We start from the raw sequence: 21,149 nt of genomic DNA, 5'->3' as shown, positions 1-21,149 counted from the left end.
GGAAAGATTCCGCCGCCAGGGGAATTTTATAGTTAGAAAATAAACCATTTACTCTGGCGCAAAAATCATTTTTGTGCCTTGCTATAGTTGCGAACCACAAATTCGCTTTTATGCTTCGACACGGAAGTACCTTCCGCGCCAATAAGATTAAATCCGCACATCCACCCCCTGAGTTTTCAGGTATTGCTTAAGATTAGGTATCTCTAGTTCTCGGAAGTGGAATAAGCTGGCGGCTAAAGCAGCGTCGGCATTGGCCACCTGGAAGGCATCGGCAAAGTGCTGCATGGTACCGGCTCCACCTGAGGCAATTACCGGAACGGTAACAGCTTGTGCCACATCTGCGGTGATATCCAGTGCGAAGCCAGCTTTTGTACCGTCGTTATTCATGCTGGTCAGTAGAATCTCCCCGGCACCCAGTTCCACTACTTTTCTGGCCCAATCTATAGTTGAATGTTCAGTTTCTATAGTTCCGGCGCGAGTGTATACTTTCCAGCCGGTGGCTTCGGTATACTTGGTGTCGATGGCAACTGTAACGCACTGGCTACCGAAATGCTTGGCCAGTTCCTCTACCAGCTGCGGATTTTTAATAGCGGATGAATTTATGGAAACCTTGTCGGCCCCGTTCTGCAACAACACTTCCACATCTGCTACTTCGCCAATACCTCCGCCTACTGTAAAGGGGATATCAATGTGGCGGGCAATGTTGCGTACCAGTTCGGCAAAAGTTTTGCGGCCCTCGTTGGTAGCGGTTATGTCCAGAAACACCAGTTCGTCGGCACCCTGTTGGGAATACCATTTCGCCAGCTCCACCGGGTCGCCGGCATCGCGGATGTTCTCGAACTGCACACCTTTTACACAGCGGCCATCCTTAATATCGAGGCAGGGAATAATGCGTTTGGTTAACATATAAATCGTGCTAAATCTTTTAATAAAATGGTGCCTTCGTAAATGGCTTTTCCAATAATAGCTCCTTTAACCCCGATTTCCTGCAACTGCTCCAGGTCAGCTATAGTTGTAACGCCGCCACTTGCAATTACTTCGGCTTCTGGTAAAGTAAGTTTCAGGTGACGATACGTGTTGATTGACGGCCCCTGTAGTTTGCCGTCTTTGCTTACATCGGTACAGATAAACAGTTTGGCTCCTGTCTGCACATAACCCGAAATGAAGTCCTGCAGTGGATATTTGCTCTCTTCTGTCCAGGCGCTGATGGCGATGTTGGTACCTTTAAAATCTGCCCCGATAATGATCTTTTCCGGGCCATATTTTAGCATCCAGCTTTTAACCGTTTCCGGTTCGCGCACAGCTATGCTTCCGGCTGTGATCTGCGAAGCACCCGCATCAAAAGCCTGTTGAACCGCCTCATCCGACTGCAAACCACCACCAAAATCTATAGTTAGATTCGTGTTATTTGCTATAGTTTCCAGCACGGCAAGGTTGACAGGTTTACGGGCGCGGGCTCCATCTAGGTCTACTAAATGAAGACGCTTAATGCCGTGTGATTCGAATCTTTTAGCTACCTCCAGCGGATTGCTGTCGTAGGTGGTTTGCTGGGCAAAATCGCCTTCGGTCAGGCGCACACATTGGCCGCTGATCAGGTCTATCGCTGGGATGATCTCCATCATAAAGCAAGAAAGTTTTTAAGAATCTGAGAACCGGCAGCTCCGCTCTTTTCAGGGTGAAACTGCGCTGCATAAAAGTTTTTATAGTTGAGCGCCGCCGAGAAAGGCTCGGGGTAAGAAGTCTGGGCAATGGTGAACTCGCTTAGCGGCACATAATAGCTGTGCACATAGTAGGCATACTCCTGCTCCTGTAACCCCTCAAACAGAGGCGACTGCAAGTTCTCCAACTGGTTCCAGCCCATGTGCGGTACTTTCAACTCTGTTTCGAAATGCTTAACCGATAGCGGAATGATATTGAGTAGCTCGGTATCACCTTCTTCGGAGTGCTGGCACAGGAGCTGCATGCCCAGGCAAACACCAAAAAATGGTTGCTCCAGTGTTGGCAGCAGTTTGTCCAGGTTACGCGCCTTCAGTTGCGCCATTGCCGAAGCTGCCTGTCCCACACCCGGGAAGATCACTTTATCAGCAGCTTTTATAGTTTCGGCATCGGCGCTCAACGTGGCCTGCACCCCCAGTCGCTCCAGCGCAAACTGCACTGACTGCACATTGCCCGCTTTGTAATCAACTATAACTAGATTCATTTAGTTAAAAGTTTAGAGTTAAAAGTTTAAAGTTCTGGCGCGAAAATCGTTTTCGTGTCTTTCTATAGTTGCGAATCTTAGATTCGCTTTTATACCTTAACAATTGCTGTTCCGGACATCCTTGTCCGGAACCATTCTGCTGCGGATTTCCTAATCCGCATTACGGGGACTAAGAAGTCCCGAGCAGTTAACTTTCGGACTTAGAAGGCCAAAAGAGCTATAGCTATAAAATAAAGTATACTTACATACTGTCCATCCTTACATCCTGAAAATCCTGATTCAGACAAAAACAAAAAGCCTGACTCGTTTACGGAGTCAGGCTTTCTGGATATATACGATTATAGTTCTATCTAATCCACAGGCATACGGCTCCGAAACTGTTGCTTCGTGCATGATGATGGTGCATATGAGCCATTGTGCCTTTCATTGCTGCAAATATACGTGAACTATAGTTTACTAACTACAAATTCGTGATTTCTCTTTGGCAAACTATAGTTTCAGATTGTCGGCAATTCGTTTAAATTTGGAATATGAAAAAGATAATGATACTGGCTGGTGTGTTTGCTGTAAGTATGGCGCAGGCACAACAGCGCATGACGCCTGAACTGCTCTGGAAGTTGGGCCGGGTGTCGGCAGAAACTGTAACACCAGACGGTAAGTCGGTAATATATGGTGTAACCAACATTAACATGGAGGAGAATAGCGGCGAACGCAACCTCTACTCTATTCCTGTAAACGGTGGCCAGCCTACGCAACTTACCTCTACCAAAGGTGGCGAAAGTGTAGTGCACATCGATAAAGCCGGCACTATAGTTTATCTGCACAAGGGCCAGCTATGGCAGTTAACGGGCGGCAAAGGCGACCCTAAGCAGCTGACAAATTTAGAAGGCGGACTGAGCAACGTACGCTTCTCTCCGGATGGAAAGTATCTGATGTTCTCGCGCGAAGTGGAGGTAAAAAAGATGCATAGCACCGACATTTATCCGAAGCTTCAGAAATCCAACGCTTATGTATACGACGACCTGAACTACCGCCACTGGGATACCTGGGAAGATGGTAAGTTTCAGCACGTTTTCTTTGCTACTTACAATGATGGCAAGATCGGCACGCCGACGGATATCATGAAGGGCGAGCCTTTTGATGCACCGCAGAAGCCATTTGGTGGATCAGAAGACATGATCTGGAGCCCGGACAGCAAAGCAATACTATATGTTAGCAAAAAGAAGTTCGGTAAGGAGTACGCTGTAAGCACTAACACCGATATTTACCGCTACGACATTGCATCTGGTAAAACAAGCAACCTGACCGAAGGCAACTTAGGTTACGATACGCATCCTGTATTCTCGGAAGACGGCACAAAACTGGCCTGGTTGGCAATGGATGAAGATGGCAACGAAGCTGACCAGAATGAGCTGATCATTTCGGATGTTAAATCAGGTAAAAAATATAACCTGACCAAAGACTGGGACGAAACGATAAACTCGTTTACCTGGAGCAAGGATGGCAGCAAAATCTGGTTTGTAGCGCCTACCAAAGGTACCATACAACTATACGAGATCGCGCTTCCTAAAAACCTGGACAAATTCTCGGCTAAGAACATCAGACAGGTAACAAAAGGCCAGTTCGATGTGAATGGCATTGTAGGGCAATCAGGTAACAACCTGGTGGTATCACGCACCGACATGAACCATGCGCCGGAACTATACCGCTTAGACACAAAATCTGGTAAACTTACACAGCTAACTTCGGTTAACAACGAGGTTTACAGCAAACTATCGCTTAGCAAAGTAGAGCCGCGTGTTACCAAAGCCAGCGATGGTAAAGACCTGTTCTCATGGGTAGTGTATCCGCCGGATTTTGATCCGAACAAGAAATACCCAACTTTACTTTATTGCCAGGGCGGACCACAGTCAGCTTTAACACAGTTCTACTCTTACCGCTGGAACCTGCAACTGATAGCAGCACAAGGTTACATTGTAGTGGCTCCTAACCGTAGAGGTATGCCAGGCCACGGTGAAGAATGGAACCGCCAGATCAGCGGCGACTGGGGCGGACAACCAATCCGGGATTACCTTGCTGCAATTGACGATGTAGCCAAAGAAGCTTATGTAGATAAAGACAGGCTTGGTGCAGTTGGTGCCAGCTATGGCGGTTACTCCGTGTTTATGCTGGCAGGCTTACACGAAGGACGATTCAAAACGTTTATCGCGCACGACGGCCTGTTTGATATGCGCAGCTGGTATGGCACAACTGAAGAAATGTTCTTTGCGAACAACGAACTGAAAGGTCCTTACTGGGATACCAAATCGCCGCAGAGCTACAAAGAGTTTAACCCAAGCGAATATGCTAGCAAATGGAATACCCCGATCCTGATCGTGCAGGGTGGCCAGGACTTCCGTGTTGGTATCGAGCAGGGCTTACAAGCATTCCAGTTAGCTCAGCTGAAAGGCATTAAGAGCCGCCTGTTATACTTGCCAGATGAGAACCACTGGGTACTACAGCCGCAAAACGCTATAGTTTGGCAAAGCGAGTTCTTTAAATGGCTCGACGAGACGTTGAAACCATCAAACAACTAAATTATAAAAAGCCCGGTGCAGCTAAGTACCGGGCTTTTTTGTTGCTATAGTTTGAACTACAATGGCGCGAGCGTCTTCGCTCGCGGCATTTAAAATTTCGGATAACAGAAAACGAGCTTAAAAACTCTCCCGCAAACTATAGGTTTGTCGCATGCGTCGGATCATTCGCTCAGATTCCTTAAAGTTCAGTGTTTGCTGACCATCTGAGTAAGCTTCTTCCGGCTTCTGGTGTGTTTCGTAAATCACACCATCTGCACCGGCCATTACAGCTGCCAACGACATCTCTTCAACATAATCACGCAGCCCTATACCATGCGACGGGTCAACTATTACTGGCAAGTGTGTTTTGGCTTTTAGTACGGGCACAGCGTTCAAATCCAGAATATTGCGGTAAGCATTTTCATAGCCACGTATTCCGCGTTCACAGAGCATGATCTTTTCGTTGCCGTTCGAGAAGATGTATTCTGCGGCCTGCAGTAATTCTTCTATAGTTCCGGAGATGCCACGCTTTAGTAGGACCGGTTTCTGCGCTTCGCCCAGCGCATCCAGCAAGTTAAAGTTCTGGCTGTTGCGTGCTCCCACTTGAAACACATCCACGTAATCGATCATGTCCTCGATCTGCGATACCTGCATCACTTCAGTTATGATTTTGATACCATGTTCGCGGCAAATGCGGTGAAACAGTTGCAAACCTTCCAACCCCAACCCGCGAAAAGCGTAAGGTGAGCTCCGTGGTTTAAAAACACCACCACGCATGATCTTCACGTTATTTTCCACTAAATGCTGCACTACCAGTTCGATCTGCTTCTCGCTTTCAATCGAACACGGCCCAGCCATAATGCTGAATTGTCCTTCTCCGATTATGACACCATCTCCCAGGTCAATGCGCGTTGGCTCCACTTTCCATTTGCGCGAGATCAGTTTGTATTCATCTGATACCCGGTGAATATCGGCTACGCCGGGTAACTGGCCAATGGTGCGGATATCGAAATCCTTCTTGCCGATGCCAACTATATAATGGCCTTCCTGCGTCTGGACTTCGTTGCCTTTAAAACCAACTTCCTTAATTTGCTGCAGGATATTTTCTTTCAGTTCAGCAGGTATACCTTGCTGTAATTGTATGATCATGCTTCTTGTTTAATACTTTGGATGAATGTCTGGATGTTATGCTGCAGGCTACCTTCCTGCACTAACGCTTTAATAAAAGCACTGCCAATGATAGCGCCGCTGGCATAGTTGCAGGCTTGGGTAAATGTTTCGCGGTTATGTATGCCAAAGCCAATAATACCGGGATTTTGAAGTTGCATACCAGCCACACGCTGGAAATAATCAGTATTTGCCATTGCGTTACCATTAGTGCTACCCGTTACCGATGCCGACGAAACCATGTAAATAAACCCGTTGGTGTGGCTGTCGATCTCCCGGATGCGCTGCTCTGTTGTCTGTGGTGAAATCAGGAAAATCTTATTCAGGTTGTGCTGCTCAAACAGACTTTTGTAGTCCCGTACATAATCTGAGAGTGGCAGGTCGGGCAGAATGATGCCATCAATACCAATTTCACTGGCTTCCTGGCAGAACCGCTCCACGCCATACTGCATTACCGGGTTCAGGTAACCCATTAGTACCAGTGGAATCTGCGTGTATTTCCGGATATGTTTTAGTTGCTCAAACAGCTTTGGCATGGTCATACCGTTGCGCAGGGCAATTGTGCTGCTCTGTTGTATAGTTGGTCCGTCGGCCAAAGGGTCAGAAAAAGGCATACCAATCTCGATCAAATCCACCCCATTTTTTTCCAACTCGAGGATGATCGGAACGGTATCTTCCAGGTTAGGATAGCCAGCCGTGAAGTAAACCGATAGCAGCTCCTGTGACTTTTGGTTGAAAAGTGTTTTGATTCTATTTTCCATGAAGCTCAAATCTGTCTAAGTAAGTGGTTAAATCTTTATCGCCGCGACCGGACAGATTCACAACTATAGTTTCGTTGGGTTTTGCGCCGATTTTGCCAAGTGCAGCCAGGGCATGCGCACTTTCCAGAGCCGGTATAATTCCTTCCAGCCTGGTGAGCTCCAACACTGCCTGAAGCGCCTCATCATCGGTTATACTTTCAAAAATGGCTCTGCCGGACTGGTGTAAATGAGCATGCAAAGGTCCAACTCCCGGATAATCTAGGCCAGCAGAAATAGAATAGGGCTCTGTTACCTGGCCGTCTTCGGTTTGCATAAGCAAAGTGCGGCTGCCATGTATTATGCCTTCTCTACCCAGTACCGACGTAGCAGCCGACTCGCCTGAATCTATTCCCAAACCAGCTGCTTCTACTGCTATCAGTTTTACTTCCGGTGTATCCAGGTAATGATAGAAAGCTCCTGCTGCGTTACTGCCACCACCTACACAAGCCACCACATAATCCGGGTTTTCGTTGCCGGTTTTCTCTTTCAGCTGCGCCTTTATCTCCTCTGAAATCACAGACTGAAAACGTGCCACCATATCCGGGTAAGGGTGCGGACCAACCACAGAACCGATGATGTAATAAGTATCTTCCGGGTTATTGATCCAGTCGCGGATAGCTTCGTTGGTGGCATCTTTCAGGGTTTTGCTGCCACTGGTGGCGGGCACTACCATAGCGCCTAACATTTTCATTCTGGCTACATTAGGTGCCTGACGTTGAATATCTACTTCACCCATGTAAACTATACATTCCAGTCCCATCAAAGCACACACTGTAGCCGTAGCCACGCCATGCTGTCCGGCCCCTGTTTCGGCTATAATGCGCTTCTTTCCAAGTCGTTTTGCCATCAGCACCTGACCAACCGTATTGTTGATCTTATGCGCACCGGTGTGGTTCAGGTCTTCGCGCTTAAGGTAGATGTTGGTATTATATTTTTTGGAAAGGCGCTTGGCAAAGTAGAGCGGCGTTGGTCGGCCCACATAGTCCTTCAACAATGCCTGCAGCTCTTCCTGGAAGTCCGGCTCCTGCATAATCTTCAGGTAATTCTGGCGCAGCTCCTCCACATTCGGGTACAGCATTTCCGGGATATACGCCCCGCCAAATTTGCCATAAAACCCGTTTTCGTCAACTTTATAGTTCATGTTTTTATCTTATGATGTAAACCCACCCCTGCCCCTCCAGGGAGGGGATTTTTCTGTAATGATCAATTCCCCTCCTCGGAGGGGTTAGGGGTGGGTTAATGTTTAGGATTTCTTCTCCTTTATAAAACTAATCAGCTCTTTCACTTTCTCTACATCCTTCAGCCCGGGCTCAAATTCAAACCCACTATTCACATCAATGGCAAAGGGTTTGGGCTTTACCTTATCCAAGTGCTTGATATTTTCCAGGTTTAGGCCGCCACTCAGGAAGTAAGGTTTCGGCGACAGGTAATTTTTCATGAGTTCCCAATCGAATGGGATGCCGTTGCCACCGTGTCCTTCGCCTTTTGTATCGAAAAGGAAATAGTCACAGTTTCTTTCGTATAGCAGCGTGTTCTCAAACACAAAACGGTCATCTACCGAAAAAACTTTGATCACTTCGAACCCTGCATCTTTAACATCCTGGCATTGCCGTGGCGACTCGTGGCCATGTAGTTGTATCACATCCAGCTTATAGTTCCGGGCTGTATCAACTATAGTTTCGGTAGTTTCATCTACAAAAACACCGACCATTTTTATAGTTGCCGGCAGCTCTTCCAGTTGCTCTGGAGTTATAGTTTGCCTACAATAGCGCTTCGAACCTTTGTAGAAAATAAAGCCCAGGTAATCCGGCTGCAAGGCTGCGATTTGCTTCAGGTTCTCCGGATCGCGCATGCCACATACTTTTACTTTCATAGAACCTGTTGTTTTAGCTCCTGCGCCTGTCGAAAATCTTTTATGAAGGCAGCTGCTGCCCGTTCAGGCCGGCTATCGTTCATAAAGGTCCCCCCGATCAGGAAGCCATTATAACCAGCATGCTGCAGTTCAATCAGTGTTTCTATCTGACTTAGGCCACTTTCTGAAATCTTAGTAATGCCAGCTGGGATGTATTGTGCCAGTTCGAAGGATAAACCCACATCCGTTTTAAAGGTCTTCAGGTTACGGTTATTCACGCCAACTATAGTTACAAACTCATTCAGCGTTTCGTCGAGTTCTTGTTTGTTGTGTACCTCAAGCAGCACTTCCAGTCCGAATGAGCGAGCAAAGGCAGCCAGTTCTTTCAGCCGTGCAGGTTCCAGAGCAGCCGCAATCAAAAGTATGGCATCAGCACCAATCGACTTTGCTTCCACAATCTGGTACTCATCCACCATAAAATCCTTGCGCAGGATCGGGCAGAAGTTGAATTTACGGGCAGTTACCAGGTCTTCGTTCTTCCCCCCAAAGTAGTTTAAATCGGTAAGGATGGACAACGCGGAAGCCCCGGCCTGCATGTAACCGATGGACGTGCGCTCCACGGATACATAAGGATTAATGTCGCCTTTGGAGGGTGATTTACGCTTGATTTCGGCAATAATTCCGCTTTTGTCGGGGCGCAACAGGTAACGCTCCAGCGAGAGGCAAGGTGTTTCGAAGTAAAGGCTTTTCTCCAGCAATTTTACCGGATAAAGAGCTTTACGTTCGGCAACTTCTTTGTATTTATGGGCGATGATTTCGTCGAGTATATTCATGTCTTTTTATTTTAAAATTTGGAGATGTGGAGACTTGAAGATCAGGCTTCCACTAATTTTTGATCATGTATCAAGCTATTAAATAAACTATAAGCTTTACCTGACTCAAGTGTTTCTTTAGCCATTCCAACAGCGTCCAGCATACTAAATTCTGGTCTCGCACACTGAATGGCCATGCCGGCGTTGGCAGCAACTACAGCCGTTTGCGCAGCTGTGCCCTCTCCTTTTAATACAGCTGTAAATATTTTAGCAGCGCTCTCGATGCTACCGCCACCTTTGATCTGCTCCTGCTGTAATCGTGGTAAACCAAGCGCTTGGGCATCTAACAGCACTTCTTCTTTATCGGAGATCACTTTAAACGGACTGGTCAGGGAAATTTCGTCGTAGCCATCCAGGGTATGGATAATGCTATAGTTTACCTCGGGTTGCTGCTGATACAGGTAACTATACATGCGGGCAAGTTCCAGACTATAAACTCCCACCATCTGCAGCTTCGGGAAAGCCGGGTTTACCATCGGGCCCAGCATATTGAAGAACGTTTTAACTGCCAGGTCTTTCCTGATCGCTCCTACACTTTTCATGGCCGGATGGAAGAGCGGTGCGTGCAGGAAGCAGATGTTATAGTTTGCGATAGATCGCTCCAGTACATCAGTATCGGTAGAAAACTTGATTCCTAGCGCCTCCAGAACATTAGAAGAGCCGCACGACGATGACACGCCATAGTTGCCATGCTTGGCAACCGGAATTCCATTGGCGGCTACTACAAAAGAAGACAGCGTAGAAATGTTGAACGTATCTTTTCCGTCGCCTCCGGTACCGCACAGGTCAATTGGCTTGTAAGCATCCAGGTCTACACGCTGGCACTGGTCGAGCAGCGCATTCCGGAAGCCTTCCAGCTCATCCACCGTAATGCTGCGCATCATATACACCGTCAGGAAACTGGATATCTGGCTCTGGTTGTACTTACCGCCTGTAATATTAACCAGTACTTCCCGTGCCTGCTCTTTGGTAAGCGTTTTATGTTCGAATAAGTGATTCAGTATTTCTTTCATGTTCTTTCTTGACAAATGATTTTTTGACAAAAGACAAAGGACTTTATTTACTCTTTTGTCCTATGTCACACAGTCTTATGTCTAATTTTCCAGCCAATTCTTAATTATCTCTCTTCCAAATTCCGTCAGCACCGATTCCGGGTGGAACTGCACGCCGCGTACATCATATGTTTTGTGACGAAGTGCCATAACGTTGCCGGCTCCATCTATAGCTGTTAGCTCTAAGCATTTCGGCAACTCCTGCTCCACCAGCCACGAATGATAGCGACCTGTTTTGAATGTTGCAGGCAGGCCTTTGAAGAGTAATTCATCTTCTCCAACTATAGTTGTGGGCATTGCCACACCATGCCATACCTCATTGCTGTTAAATAACTTACCACCAAATACCTCACCTATCGCCTGATGTCCGAGGCACACACCAAACAGACTTTTATTTGGGCCAAATTTGCGGATGATCTCTTTCAACATACCGGCTTCGTCAGGAATTCCGGGACCAGGCGAAAGCAAGATCTTGCTATAGTTGCCGACTTCTTCCAGCGTTGTTTTGTCGTTGCGCCGAACCGTTACATCAGCACCCAGTTCCTGCAGCAGGTGCACCAGGTTGTAAGTGAAAGAGTCGTAGTTATCGATTACCAGAACTTTCATGTTAGTTAATCTCCTGTGCTAAGGTTAAAGCTTTTCGTAAGGCCATCAGTTTGTTGTCTACTTCCTGCAGCTCGCTCTGTGGGTCTGATGCGGCCACAATACCGGCTCCTGCCTGGTAGTATAGTTTATAATCTTTGCTCAGGAAAGAACGGATCATGATGGCGCTGTTGAAGTTGCCGTTAAAATCCAGGAAGCCGATGCAGCCACCGTAAAAAGCGCGGTTCGTTGTTTCGTATTTATCAATCAGCTGCATGGCTTTGTGCTTTGGAGCTCCGGAAAGCGTACCAGCCGGAAATGTACTGGCCACCATTTGCAGTGAATCCTCTTGACTGTGAAGTTGCCCGGACACTTTAGAAACCAGGTGAATGACGTGCGAGTAATACTGAATCTCGCGGAAGGTTTCTACTTCCACGCTATGGCCGTTGCGGCTCAGATCGTTACGTGCCAGGTCTACCAACATCACGTGTTCTGCATTTTCTTTCGGGTCGGCTAACAGTTTTTCAGCCAGGGCAGCATCGGCGGCATCATCACCTGTTCTCCGGAATGTACCTGCAATCGGGAAAATGCTGGCTTTGCCATCTTTAATTACCAGCTGCGCTTCCGGCGAGGAGCCGAAGATCTTGAAGCTGCCATAATCAAAATAAAACAGGTAAGGCGATGGATTAATGGAACGCAGGGCGCGGTACACGTTAAACTCATCTCCCTGGAAAGCCTGCTCAAACCGTCGGGACAGTACCAGTTGAAACACGTCGCCCCGGAAGCAATGCTCCTTTGCCTTCTGAATGTTTTTGAGAAAACCCTCGCTGCTGATATTGTAAGCTTCTGCTGCAGTGGTTTTGAAACTATAGCTCGGAATGTTTCGGCTGTTCAGTAGCGCTTCCAGTTGCGTAATGCCGTTGTCATCATCCTGGTTATAGTTGTGCGAGAAGATGTAAGCCTCGTTGGTGAAGTGGTTGATGGCGATGATATAGCGGTACACGGCATAGTACAGATCCGGTAGTTGCTGGCGATCAGGGCGCTGGCTCAATTCAACATCTTCGTAGTAGCGGACCGCATCATAGTTCATGTACCCGAACAACCCGTTATTGATGAAGTTAAACGCATTCGATTCTACTTCAAAGCTTTGTGCAAAGGCTGCCAGTTGCGCCGGTACATTAGTTTCTTTTGTAATCGGCGTCTGCTTTAAAGTTCCGTCCGGAAAAGCCTCAGTCAGCACCTCGTTCTCAGCTTTTATACTTGCCATCGGGCTGCAGCAGATGTAGGAGAAGCTGTTTTCAGCTCCGTGGTAGTCAGAACTCTCCAGCAAAATGCTGTTCGGGAAGCGGTCGCGCAGCTTCAGGTACACACTTACCGGGGTCAGTGTATCAGCCAGAAGGCGCTTATAGTTGGTGGTGATTTTATAGTTCATTGTTAGTTTAGAATTGTGTAGAAAACAAAAAAGCCTGCTGTCCAGTGAACAGCAGGCTTTTAATACCTTTGGTTGTATGCTATATCATTTATCTCATCTTATACATAGCAAGGCTGTTCACGATATTTTTCATAACGTGCCACCACCATGCAGTAAGATGAAGATTCTGATTCATGTCTTGTTTATAGTTCGCTTTTATAGTCAGCGATGTCACAAATGTAAGCCCTGATTCTTCAAAAGCAAACTATATTTCTATTTTATTTAGCTTTCAACGTCCTCTAATGGTAGCAGGTCTTCCAGCTCCAGATCAGCTAAAAGTGCATCTTCACCATCTCCACAAGCATTCTGAATGAGCACTTCATAAAACTGTATACAGGCATTAAATACATCTATTGAGATACGCTCATTTACATTATGCACCAGCATCGCGATCTCACGGTTAACAACCTGCGGTGCAAAACGGAAGATATTTGATGTGAGGTTGGTATAATGTTTGGCATCTGTTCCACCTGGGAAAAGCGCCGGCACTACTACTGCATCCGGAAAAATTTCGGCAATAGAATTCTTCAGCGCAGCAAATATCGGGGTGTCGGTTTTAGTTATCGGCGATGGAGGCGTATAGTCTCCGTAAACTTCTATATGCACACGGTCATCATCAATAGCTTTTTTAACGTGCTTCAGTACCGATCTTTCATCTTCCCCGTTCAGAATCCTGATATTAATTGTGGCGCTGGCAAGCCGGGGCATGACATTATCTTTCTCCCCGGCCTCCAGTATGGTTGGCGCCATCTTGGTTCTGATAAGCACATCAGTGGCCTGATCCTGGGCAAGCGATTTAAGAATCTTGTTTTTAAATAACCAGTAATGGCGCACTGCAAATTTATGCTTGCCACCCAATAGTTCGGCCAGCGACTCTACTGTTTCCTTAGTTGTAGGCGTCATTCGTGCCTTAAAGGGGTTTTGTTGGAGCTTAACTATAGCATGGCTCAGTACGCCAATAGCAGATTCCTTGGGTGGTGCCGAGGAGTGCCCGCCTTCGCCATTTACTGTCAGTTTCAGGTTAATGCTTCCTTTGGCAGCGGTTCCTACCAGCGCCAGCTGCCTAGTTACACCCGGAAGTACATCTTCAGCTACAGCCAGTCCTTCATCAAAAACTGCTTCTAATTCTACATCTCTTGCCTCTAACAAAGCACTTATTTCACGGGCACCGCGCTCGCCTCCTATTTCTTCGTCGTGTCCGAAAGCAAGGTAAACTGTACGGAGTGGTTTATATCCTTTTTCAAGTAACTGCTCCACTGCTTCCAATATGGCAACAACCCTATACTTATCATCCAATGTACCTCGCCCCCATACATGGTCCTCTTTCACTACACCTTTAAAAGGCAATTCCTGCCAGTCCTGCTCCGAAGCCGCCTCTACGGGCACAACATCCAGGTGCGCCCCAATCAGAATGGGCTTAAGTTCAGAATCTTCTCCATGCCAGGTGTAAAGCAGGCTATAGTTATTCACTACTTCTTTCTGCAGACTTTTATGAACCAGCGGAAAGGACTCGGCCAGGTGTTGATGTAAAGCAAGGAATTCTGCTGCATTTTGATGCGGATCATGAGCGGAAGCTATCGTCTTAAACTGAATGGCCCGCGACAATTTTTCGATCGATACCTGCTCAGAATTTCTTTCATTCTCTTTAATGATGCGCTGCGCTGATGAAACCGTAGTACTGGCGAAATAAATTATAAAAGAGAAAACAATTAAGAGTCTGGGTGAAATGATCATCATAACAGATTGCAATAAAGGCGGGTAACTTGAAAAGCAAAAAGCTATAGTTCAGACTGCATTTTGTCTGAAACTTATACCACACGTACTGACATTAACTTTATTTGATGCTTCCTTTTAGCTATGTTACGAAGCACATGAAACACAAATGAGCAACAGGCACAGAATATGCACAATTCTCATTTCGCTGAATTTCATAAAGTTATTAAAAATTTTTACACCCTTCCTCTATAGTTTGGATTTTAACATTCTCTTTGCACAGATTATAGTTTCATAGAAGAACTCCCTAAGATAACGATAGCAAAGCAGCTAATCTCTCAGCTTACATAATATAACTATTCCGAACCAAGAGCTGAAGGAAATATATTAAGTTGAACTTATCCTACATAAATAAAAAAGGAAGCTGACCACCAGCTCCCTTTTCTGCTTTAAAGTTGTTATAAAATCCCTTTAGTACTGGGTATCGTTTTGTCATCAGGGTTGCGCTGAATTGCCATTCTGATCGCACGGGCAAATGCCTTGTAAATTGCTTCAATTTTGTGGTGTTCGTTCTGGCCTTCGGCTTTAATGTTCAGATTACACTTGGCCGCATCAGAGAAGGATTTAAAGAAATGGAAGAACATTTCAGTCGGCATATCCCCTACTTTCTCCCGCTTAAACTCTGCATCCCACACAATCCAGGGCCTTCCACCAAAGTCTATTGCTACCTGCGCCAGCACATCATCCATTGGCAACAGGAAACCATAACGACTGATTCCTTTTTTATCACTTAACGCTACCAGGAAAGCTTCTCCTAAAGCAAGACCTGTGTCTTCAATGGTGTGGTGCTCATCAATGTGCAGATCACCTTTCACAGCTATAGTCAGATCCACGTTGCCATGGCGGGCCAGCTGCTCCAGCATGTGGTCGAAAAAGCCAAGCTCGGTTTTGATGTCTGACTTCCCGGTTCCATCCAGGTTCAGGTCGATCAGAATATCTGTTTCGGAAGTCTGGCGGCGTATAGTCGCTTTTCGTGAAGGAAGCTTCAGGAAACTATAGATCTTGTCCCAGTCGTTTGTATTCAACGCGGCTTCATCGCTTTGAAAATCAGCTAAGAGGATAGCCTTTGCGCCCAGGTTCATAGCCAGCTGCACATCAGTCAGGCGGTCGCCGATCACATAGCTGTTAGCCAGGTCATATTCACCGGACAGGTAGCTTTTCATCATACCGATTCCGGGTTTGCGGGTTTCCAAACCTTCATGCTCAAAGCTGCGGTCAATCAGAATATCGGCAAATTCCACGCCTTCGCTGCGCAGAATTTCCAGCATCTTGTTCTGGTAAGGCCAGAAAGTATGTTCGGGATAAGAGTCAGTGCCCAGGCCATCCTGGTTGGTAACCATCACAAACTCATAATCCAGCTCAGTAAATATCTTGTACAAGTTGCGAATCACCTTCGGGATAAATTCAAACTTCTCAAAAGAATCCACCTGGAAATCAGTTTTCGGCTCTACCAATATGGTGCCGTCACGGTCTATAAATAATGCTTTTTTCATTTTCTTCTTTGACTTTATACAAAGGACGTTGTGACAAAAGAGAAAGAATGTGGTGGTCTTTTGTCCTTTGTCAAAAGATCTTTTGTCTAAATTTTAAACTCTGACATCGCTTGGTATAGTTGCTGGTTTTCTTCGGTGGTACCAACAGATATGCGCAGGCAATTCTCGCAACCCGGCACGCTGGAACGGTTTCGCGTCACAATGCCTTTATCCAGCAGGTAACTATAGAGTCTGTTCGCATCTTTAACTTTCACCAGTAAGAAATTGGCATCCGAAGGATATACTTTCTCAACTATAGCCATGGTTGGTAAAGCCGCTTCAAGCATTTGTCGTTCCTGCACAATTTCTTCCACCATGTATTTCAGCTGCTCATCCTGCTCCAGGGCTTTCAGCGCCAGTTCCTGCGTAGCTTCGTTTATGTTGTAAGGAGGTTTTATTTTATCAAGCAGTGCGATGATCTCTTCTGAAGCGAAAGCCATACCTAAACGTAAACCCGCCATTCCCCAGGCTTTGGAGAAAGTCTGCAATACCACCAGGTTCGGAAAATCAGGTAAACGCGTGATCCAACTTGGTGAGTCCGAAAAGTCAATGTAAGCTTCATCCAACACTACCAGGCCGTCAAAATTATCAAGAATGGCCTCTATACTTTCAGGGTTGATGCTGTTACCTGTCGGGTTATTGGGCGAACAGATGAAAATAATTTTAGTCGTATTCTTAACATTGCGCAATACTTCGGCAACCGGCAACTGGAAATCAGGAGTCAGCTGCACAGCATCCAACTGCACATCATTCAGGTTAGCAGATACTTCGTACATGCCATAGGTTGGCGGTAAATGCAGCATGCGGTCCTGGCCCGGGCGACAAACCATGCGGAACAACAGATCAATCGCTTCATCGGAGCCGTTACCCAGGAAAATCTGCGAAGGGCGCACTCCTTTTATAGCTGCGATCTTACTTTTGAGGGCTTTCTGGTGCGGGTCGGGATAGCGGTTATAGTTATCGCCGGCCAAACTACCCAGATTATTTTCGTTGGCATCCAGGTACACACTGGCTGTGCCTTTAAATTCGTCACGCGCCGATGCATAGGCTTTCATCTTCCATACATTCGGGCGAACTATAGTTTCCAGATCAAACATTTATAGTTTCTTTAATCTTATCGTAACTGCATTTTTGTGCGCCTGCAAGCCTTCGGCCTCGGCCATTACTTCTATGGTTTTGCCAATCTGCTGCAACCCTGCCGGACTGATCTGTTGGAACGTGATCTTCTTTACAAAACTATCCAGCGACACACCGCTGTAGGCACGGGCGTAGCTGTTTGTTGGCAAGGTATGGTTGGTACCTGAGGCGTAATCGCCAGCAGCTTCGGGCGTATAGTTGCCCAAAAATACCGAGCCTGCGTTTACCACACCGGCTGCTATAGTTTCCAGATCCTCGATGGCAAGTATAAGGTGCTCCGGCGCATACAGGTTCGAGAAGTCCAGCATTTGCTGCGCATCTTCCAGAACGATAGCCATGCTGTTTTCCAGCGCCTGTGCCGCAACGGCTTCGCGTGGCAGTTCCTGCAGCTGCTTTTCTATTTCCGCTATTACTTGGTTAACTATAGTTTCAGAAGTACTCAGCAACACCACTTGTGAATCCGGGCCGTGCTCCGCCTGCGAGAGCAAGTCTGCCGCTACAAAAGCAGGGTCAGCAGTTTCATCGGCCATTACCAATACTTCCGAAGGACCGGCCGGCATATCGATAGCCACACCCAGTTGCGTTACCAATTGCTTGGCCATGGTTACATATTGGTTTCCGGGTCCGAAGATCTTGCTTACTGCCGGAACACTTTCCGTACCAAAAGCCATAGCGGCTACTGCCTGAGCACCACCTGCTTTAACTATAGTTTGTATGCCAAGCAAGGAGGCCGTATAGCGGATTGCAGGGTGAATGCTGCCATCTTTAGATGGTGGCGTACACAAAATGATCTGCTTACAACCAGCCAGTTTAGCTGGAACACCCAGCATCAGCAAGGTAGAAAATAATGGTGCCGTGCCTCCCGGAATGTACAAGCCTACTTTCTCGATAGCCACACTTTTGCGCCAGCAGCGCACGCCTGGCATAGTCTCAACTACAGGCATCTGCTCGGCCTGCTGTAAATGGAACAACTGTATGTTGCTATACGCCTGAAGTATTGCTTCTTTCAGTTCCTGACTTATCTCAGTTTCTGCGGCGGCCAATTCTTCCGGTGTTGCCAGTAATTGCAATGGTCGGTTGCCATCATACTTTTCTGCCAGTTTATACAAGGCTTCATCGCCCTGCTCCTGCACCAACTTAAAGATCTGGCGTATAGTTGGCTCCAGTTCCTGCAGGTCCTTTACAGGTCGCTTTGCCAGTTCGGGCCAAACTATAGTTTCAGGATATAAGATCTTTTTCATCAGATGATCATTTTCTCGATTGGAACAACCAGGATACCCTGGGCACCTGCGGCTTTTAGTTTCTCGATCTTATCCCAGAAATCATCTTCATTCACCACAGAGTGCAGCGAGCTCCAGCCTTCTTCCAATAACGGTAGCACTGTCGGCGACTTAACACCCGGCAGTAATTTTGAAATCTCCGCCACTTTATCGTTCGGGGCATTCAACAAGATATACTTGGCACGTTGGGCACGTTGCACGGCATGTATCCTGAAAAGCAGTTTCTCCAGTATCTCCTGTTTCTCAGCATTAAGTTCTTTATTGGCAATAAGCACCGCCTGTGACTTAAACACACGCTCCACTTCCTTTAGGCCATTACTGATAAGCGTGCTGCCTGAGCTAACTATATCACAAATAGCATCGGCCAGACCAATGCTCGGCGCGATCTCTACAGAGCCGCTTATCGTATGGATATTCGCTTGCACTCCACGCTCCGACAGGTAAGCCTGCAGTAAATTTGGGTAAGAAGTAGCGATGTTTTTTCCGTTCAGGTCTTGAATAGAACTATAGTTTTCACCTTTGGGCACGGCCAGCGACAGGCGGCATTTTGAGAAACCCAGTTCTTCAACAGTCAGGTGTTGCATACCCTCTTCCACCAGCACGTTCTGACCAACTATACCAATATCGGCCACGCCGTCGGCTACATAACCTGGTATATCATCGTCGCGAAGAAAAAGGATCTCCAGCGGAAAATTGGTTGATTCTGTTTTGAGTTTCAGGCTGCTGCTGATGAATGAGATACCGCATTCACGGATAAGTTTAAGTGAATCATCACTGAGTCTGCCTGATTTCTGTATGGCTATACGAAGCATAATTTAAAATTGGAAAGTATAAAATAGCGCGTTCATACCTTGCATCCGGCAACGTATAAATGGGTATACACCCAAGGGGGCTATATGTCTATTGGATTCCTCTTACGAGGAATGATGGAAATGATGTACGTGCGCAGCAGTACCGCAGGCAACAGAAAGTGCCGGTGCAGAAAGGATGCTATGTAACGTAGTGTTGCGCATTATGTACTGCAAAAGTAAAGCAGAATTTTAAACTAAAAAATAGTTTATTAAAAAAGTTTAAGAAGTCTGTTTATAAAAAGCCTGTTTTAAAATGAAAGTGCCCACCCCAGCAATGGAGCAGGCACTTTCATTTTAAAACAGGCAGACAGCCTAACTTACTTATTCAGAATCATCTTAATCGACTTAGATCCGGATGGTGTGGTTAAGCGGCCAATGTACATGCCTTTCGACAAGTTACTGCCATCAAAACCAAACTCATATAGTTTACCAGCTTCAGCCACACCCATATCTACCTTTTTAATCAGAACACCTCGTATGTCAAATACTTCCAGCAAGTAGCTTTCAGATTTATCAAGACTGAAGACTATAGTTGTTTTGTCAGTAAACATGTTCGGATAGTTGTAGAACTTAGCAATTTCGGGTTCGACTGTGGTTTCTGCAATCAGTTTAGAAGAGGTTGTTGTGCTCTTACCGTTAGCTGCAGGCTTATGTATCACGATTGATCCACCTCCTAAAACGGTCGCCAGGTCAGAGCTTTCTGAAACACCACGCTGGTTATCATACAGCACATCACTATTGGAATTATCACCCCAGATCTTGATCCTAAACTCATCCGGGCCACCTCCATTCACATCGCCGTCGATGGCTATCACTCTGAATCTATGGCGCCCTTTACCGTTCACAGTACCCCATCCTGTATAAGTAGCTTTCTTACCAGAAATAACGAGTGACATATCTTCATGCTCGATGCTGGAGAAGTGCAGATCACCATCTCTAAACTGGAAGTTAGTATGACCATCGACTTCGGTTGTGTTATTTTTGCCGGTCTTGTATTTAGCATTAAATCCGAAGTTGGCTCGTCCTTTAACTCCTGATTTGTCGCCAAGCATGGCACCTGCTGGTGATTCAATCCAACCACCACCGGTAACAAAACCACCATTCGGATCATAGACCACTACATATTCATAAAGGAGACGAGTAGTAGCACCACATCTGTCATTCACCTCTAACTCAACTGTATATACCCCAGGTGTAGGTTTAAATGTGCCTGTAATGTTATTTCCGGATATACAATTTGTACAAGTGTATTCAGAGACAGTAGTTCCATTAGCCATTAGTCGCCACGTAGCTGATGCCAGATTATTGTCAGTGAAAGTAGCACTTAGATGTACGTCAGCACCAACCTGAACAGGACCTTCGGGGCCACTAATACTGGTGATAGCAGGAGCAGTATTATTAACTGTTACAGTAAATGAGCATCTAGATGTGTTACCTGCTGCATCTACAACTGTCCAAGTAACTGTTGTAGTACCCTCATTGAACACAGCTCCAGCCAGAGTTGAAGAATTGTTGTAGTCGTTAGTAATAGAAGCAACACTACAATTATCACTACTTGTCGGGTCAAACTCATTACCAATAACTGTGTAAGAACAAGTTCCAGGATTATTTGCTCTTGTTTGATTAGAAACACAAGCTATAGTCGGCGCCTGATTATCGGTTACGGTGACGGTCTGCGTCACGGCCGCCGCAGCATTGCCATTGGCATCGGTCACATTCCAGGTGATGGTAGTAGTACCCACTGGATAGGCGGCATCTAAAGCCAGGTTATCACTGCGAGTGCCCGTTGGCGTGCCAACAGCGCAGTTGTCGCTGGCCTCAGGAGCGCTGATCTCCACGCGGGCGCTACAAGCGCCGGCATCGGTGTTGGCCGTCACGGGCTCGGTAGCGGCGATCACCGGCGCCTGATTATCGGTTACGGTGACGGTCTGCGTCACGGCCGCCGCAGCATTGCCATTGGCATCGGTCACATTCCAGGTGATGGTAGTAGTACCCACTGGATAGGCGGCATCTAAAGCCAGGTTA

At 46.7% G+C, this 21,149-nt stretch carries 18 protein-coding genes; 1 reads left to right on the top strand and 17 read right to left on the bottom strand.

Features of this window, described 5'->3' with window-relative positions:
* Window positions 1–147 precede the first annotated feature (147 nt).
* From hisF to hisH, 3 genes are read right to left on the bottom strand one after another with little or no spacing between them, the layout of a single operon-like run.
* Window positions 148–906, bottom strand: coding sequence for an imidazole glycerol phosphate synthase subunit HisF (hisF, locus tag GXP69_RS13585; RefSeq protein ID WP_163915633.1), 759 nt, complete (start codon window positions 904–906; stop codon window positions 148–150).
* Window positions 900–1,622, bottom strand: coding sequence for a 1-(5-phosphoribosyl)-5-[(5-phosphoribosylamino)methylideneamino]imidazole-4-carboxamide isomerase (gene hisA / locus GXP69_RS13580; RefSeq protein WP_163915632.1), 723 nt, complete (start codon window positions 1,620–1,622; stop codon window positions 900–902). Before hisA ends, hisF begins: the two co-directional genes overlap by 7 nt.
* On the bottom strand, window positions 1,619–2,200 hold the full coding sequence (gene hisH, locus GXP69_RS13575; RefSeq protein WP_163915631.1) for an imidazole glycerol phosphate synthase subunit HisH: 582 nt from the start codon (window positions 2,198–2,200) through the stop codon (window positions 1,619–1,621). Before hisH ends, hisA begins: the two co-directional genes overlap by 4 nt.
* 530 nt (window positions 2,201–2,730) lie before the next feature.
* On the opposite strand from hisH, the gene GXP69_RS13570 reads away from it, so the two are divergent.
* The gene (locus tag GXP69_RS13570; protein ID WP_163915630.1) at window positions 2,731–4,776 is read left to right on the top strand and encodes a S9 family peptidase; all 2,046 of its coding nucleotides are present in this window, start codon (window positions 2,731–2,733) and stop codon (window positions 4,774–4,776) included.
* Between the two features lie 117 nt (window positions 4,777–4,893).
* On the opposite strand, the gene GXP69_RS13565 is transcribed toward GXP69_RS13570, so the two are convergent.
* The 14 genes from GXP69_RS13565 to GXP69_RS13500 form a co-directional block, all read right to left on the bottom strand.
* Window positions 4,894–5,904: a bifunctional 3-deoxy-7-phosphoheptulonate synthase/chorismate mutase gene (locus GXP69_RS13565; protein WP_163915629.1), complete on the bottom strand. Its 1,011-nt coding sequence runs from the start codon at window positions 5,902–5,904 to the stop codon at window positions 4,894–4,896.
* Window positions 5,901–6,683 carry a tryptophan synthase subunit alpha gene (gene trpA, locus GXP69_RS13560; RefSeq protein WP_163915628.1) on the bottom strand — a complete coding sequence of 261 codons (783 nt, stop codon included), beginning with the start codon at window positions 6,681–6,683 and terminating at the stop codon, window positions 5,901–5,903. The genes GXP69_RS13565 and trpA overlap by 4 nt, the downstream gene beginning before the upstream one ends.
* A complete protein-coding gene (trpB, locus tag GXP69_RS13555) occupies window positions 6,673–7,863 on the bottom strand; it encodes a tryptophan synthase subunit beta (protein WP_163915627.1) in 1,191 nt (396 codons plus the stop codon). The genes trpA and trpB overlap by 11 nt, the downstream gene beginning before the upstream one ends.
* A 102-nt stretch (window positions 7,864–7,965) precedes the next feature.
* Complete coding sequence (locus GXP69_RS13550; protein ID WP_204282036.1) at window positions 7,966–8,595, bottom strand: phosphoribosylanthranilate isomerase; 630 nt, start codon at window positions 8,593–8,595, stop codon at window positions 7,966–7,968.
* A complete protein-coding gene (trpC, locus tag GXP69_RS13545; RefSeq protein WP_163915626.1) occupies window positions 8,592–9,407 on the bottom strand; it encodes an indole-3-glycerol phosphate synthase TrpC in 816 nt (271 codons plus the stop codon). The genes GXP69_RS13550 and trpC overlap by 4 nt, the downstream gene beginning before the upstream one ends.
* 41 nt (window positions 9,408–9,448) lie before the next feature.
* Complete coding sequence (gene trpD / locus GXP69_RS13540; RefSeq protein WP_163915625.1) at window positions 9,449–10,459, bottom strand: anthranilate phosphoribosyltransferase; 1,011 nt, start codon at window positions 10,457–10,459, stop codon at window positions 9,449–9,451.
* Between the two features lie 81 nt (window positions 10,460–10,540).
* A complete protein-coding gene (locus GXP69_RS13535) occupies window positions 10,541–11,104 on the bottom strand; it encodes an anthranilate synthase component II (protein WP_163915624.1) in 564 nt (187 codons plus the stop codon).
* Window position 11,105: 1 nt separating this feature from the next.
* Window positions 11,106–12,512, bottom strand: coding sequence for an anthranilate synthase component I family protein (locus GXP69_RS13530; protein WP_163915623.1), 1,407 nt, complete (start codon window positions 12,510–12,512; stop codon window positions 11,106–11,108).
* A gap of 261 nt (window positions 12,513–12,773) precedes the next feature.
* Entirely contained in the window at window positions 12,774–14,288 is a 1,515-nt protein-coding gene (locus GXP69_RS13525) for a M20/M25/M40 family metallo-hydrolase (RefSeq protein ID WP_163915622.1), read from the bottom strand.
* Between the two features lie 434 nt (window positions 14,289–14,722).
* Complete coding sequence (hisB, locus tag GXP69_RS13520) at window positions 14,723–15,817, bottom strand: bifunctional histidinol-phosphatase/imidazoleglycerol-phosphate dehydratase HisB (RefSeq protein ID WP_163915621.1); 1,095 nt, start codon at window positions 15,815–15,817, stop codon at window positions 14,723–14,725.
* 86 nt (window positions 15,818–15,903) lie between these two features.
* Window positions 15,904–16,953 carry a histidinol-phosphate transaminase gene (hisC, locus tag GXP69_RS13515; RefSeq protein ID WP_163915620.1) on the bottom strand — a complete coding sequence of 350 codons (1,050 nt, stop codon included), beginning with the start codon at window positions 16,951–16,953 and terminating at the stop codon, window positions 15,904–15,906.
* The gene (gene hisD, locus GXP69_RS13510; protein WP_163915619.1) at window positions 16,954–18,234 is read right to left on the bottom strand and encodes a histidinol dehydrogenase; all 1,281 of its coding nucleotides are present in this window, start codon (window positions 18,232–18,234) and stop codon (window positions 16,954–16,956) included.
* On the bottom strand, window positions 18,234–19,085 hold the full coding sequence (gene hisG, locus GXP69_RS13505; protein ID WP_163915618.1) for an ATP phosphoribosyltransferase: 852 nt from the start codon (window positions 19,083–19,085) through the stop codon (window positions 18,234–18,236). Before hisG ends, hisD begins: the two co-directional genes overlap by 1 nt.
* A gap of 356 nt (window positions 19,086–19,441) precedes the next feature.
* Entirely contained in the window at window positions 19,442–21,061 is a 1,620-nt protein-coding gene (locus tag GXP69_RS13500; protein WP_163915617.1) for an HYR domain-containing protein, read from the bottom strand.
* Between the last annotated feature and the right edge of the window lie 88 nt (window positions 21,062–21,149).

This window comes from Pontibacter burrus (assembly GCF_010686685.1).
In the GTDB taxonomy this organism is placed as follows: Bacteria; Bacteroidota; Bacteroidia; order Cytophagales; family Hymenobacteraceae; genus Pontibacter; species Pontibacter burrus.
The sequence above is the reverse complement of the archived record's forward strand: the minus strand, read 5'-3'. Positions and strand labels throughout refer to the sequence as shown.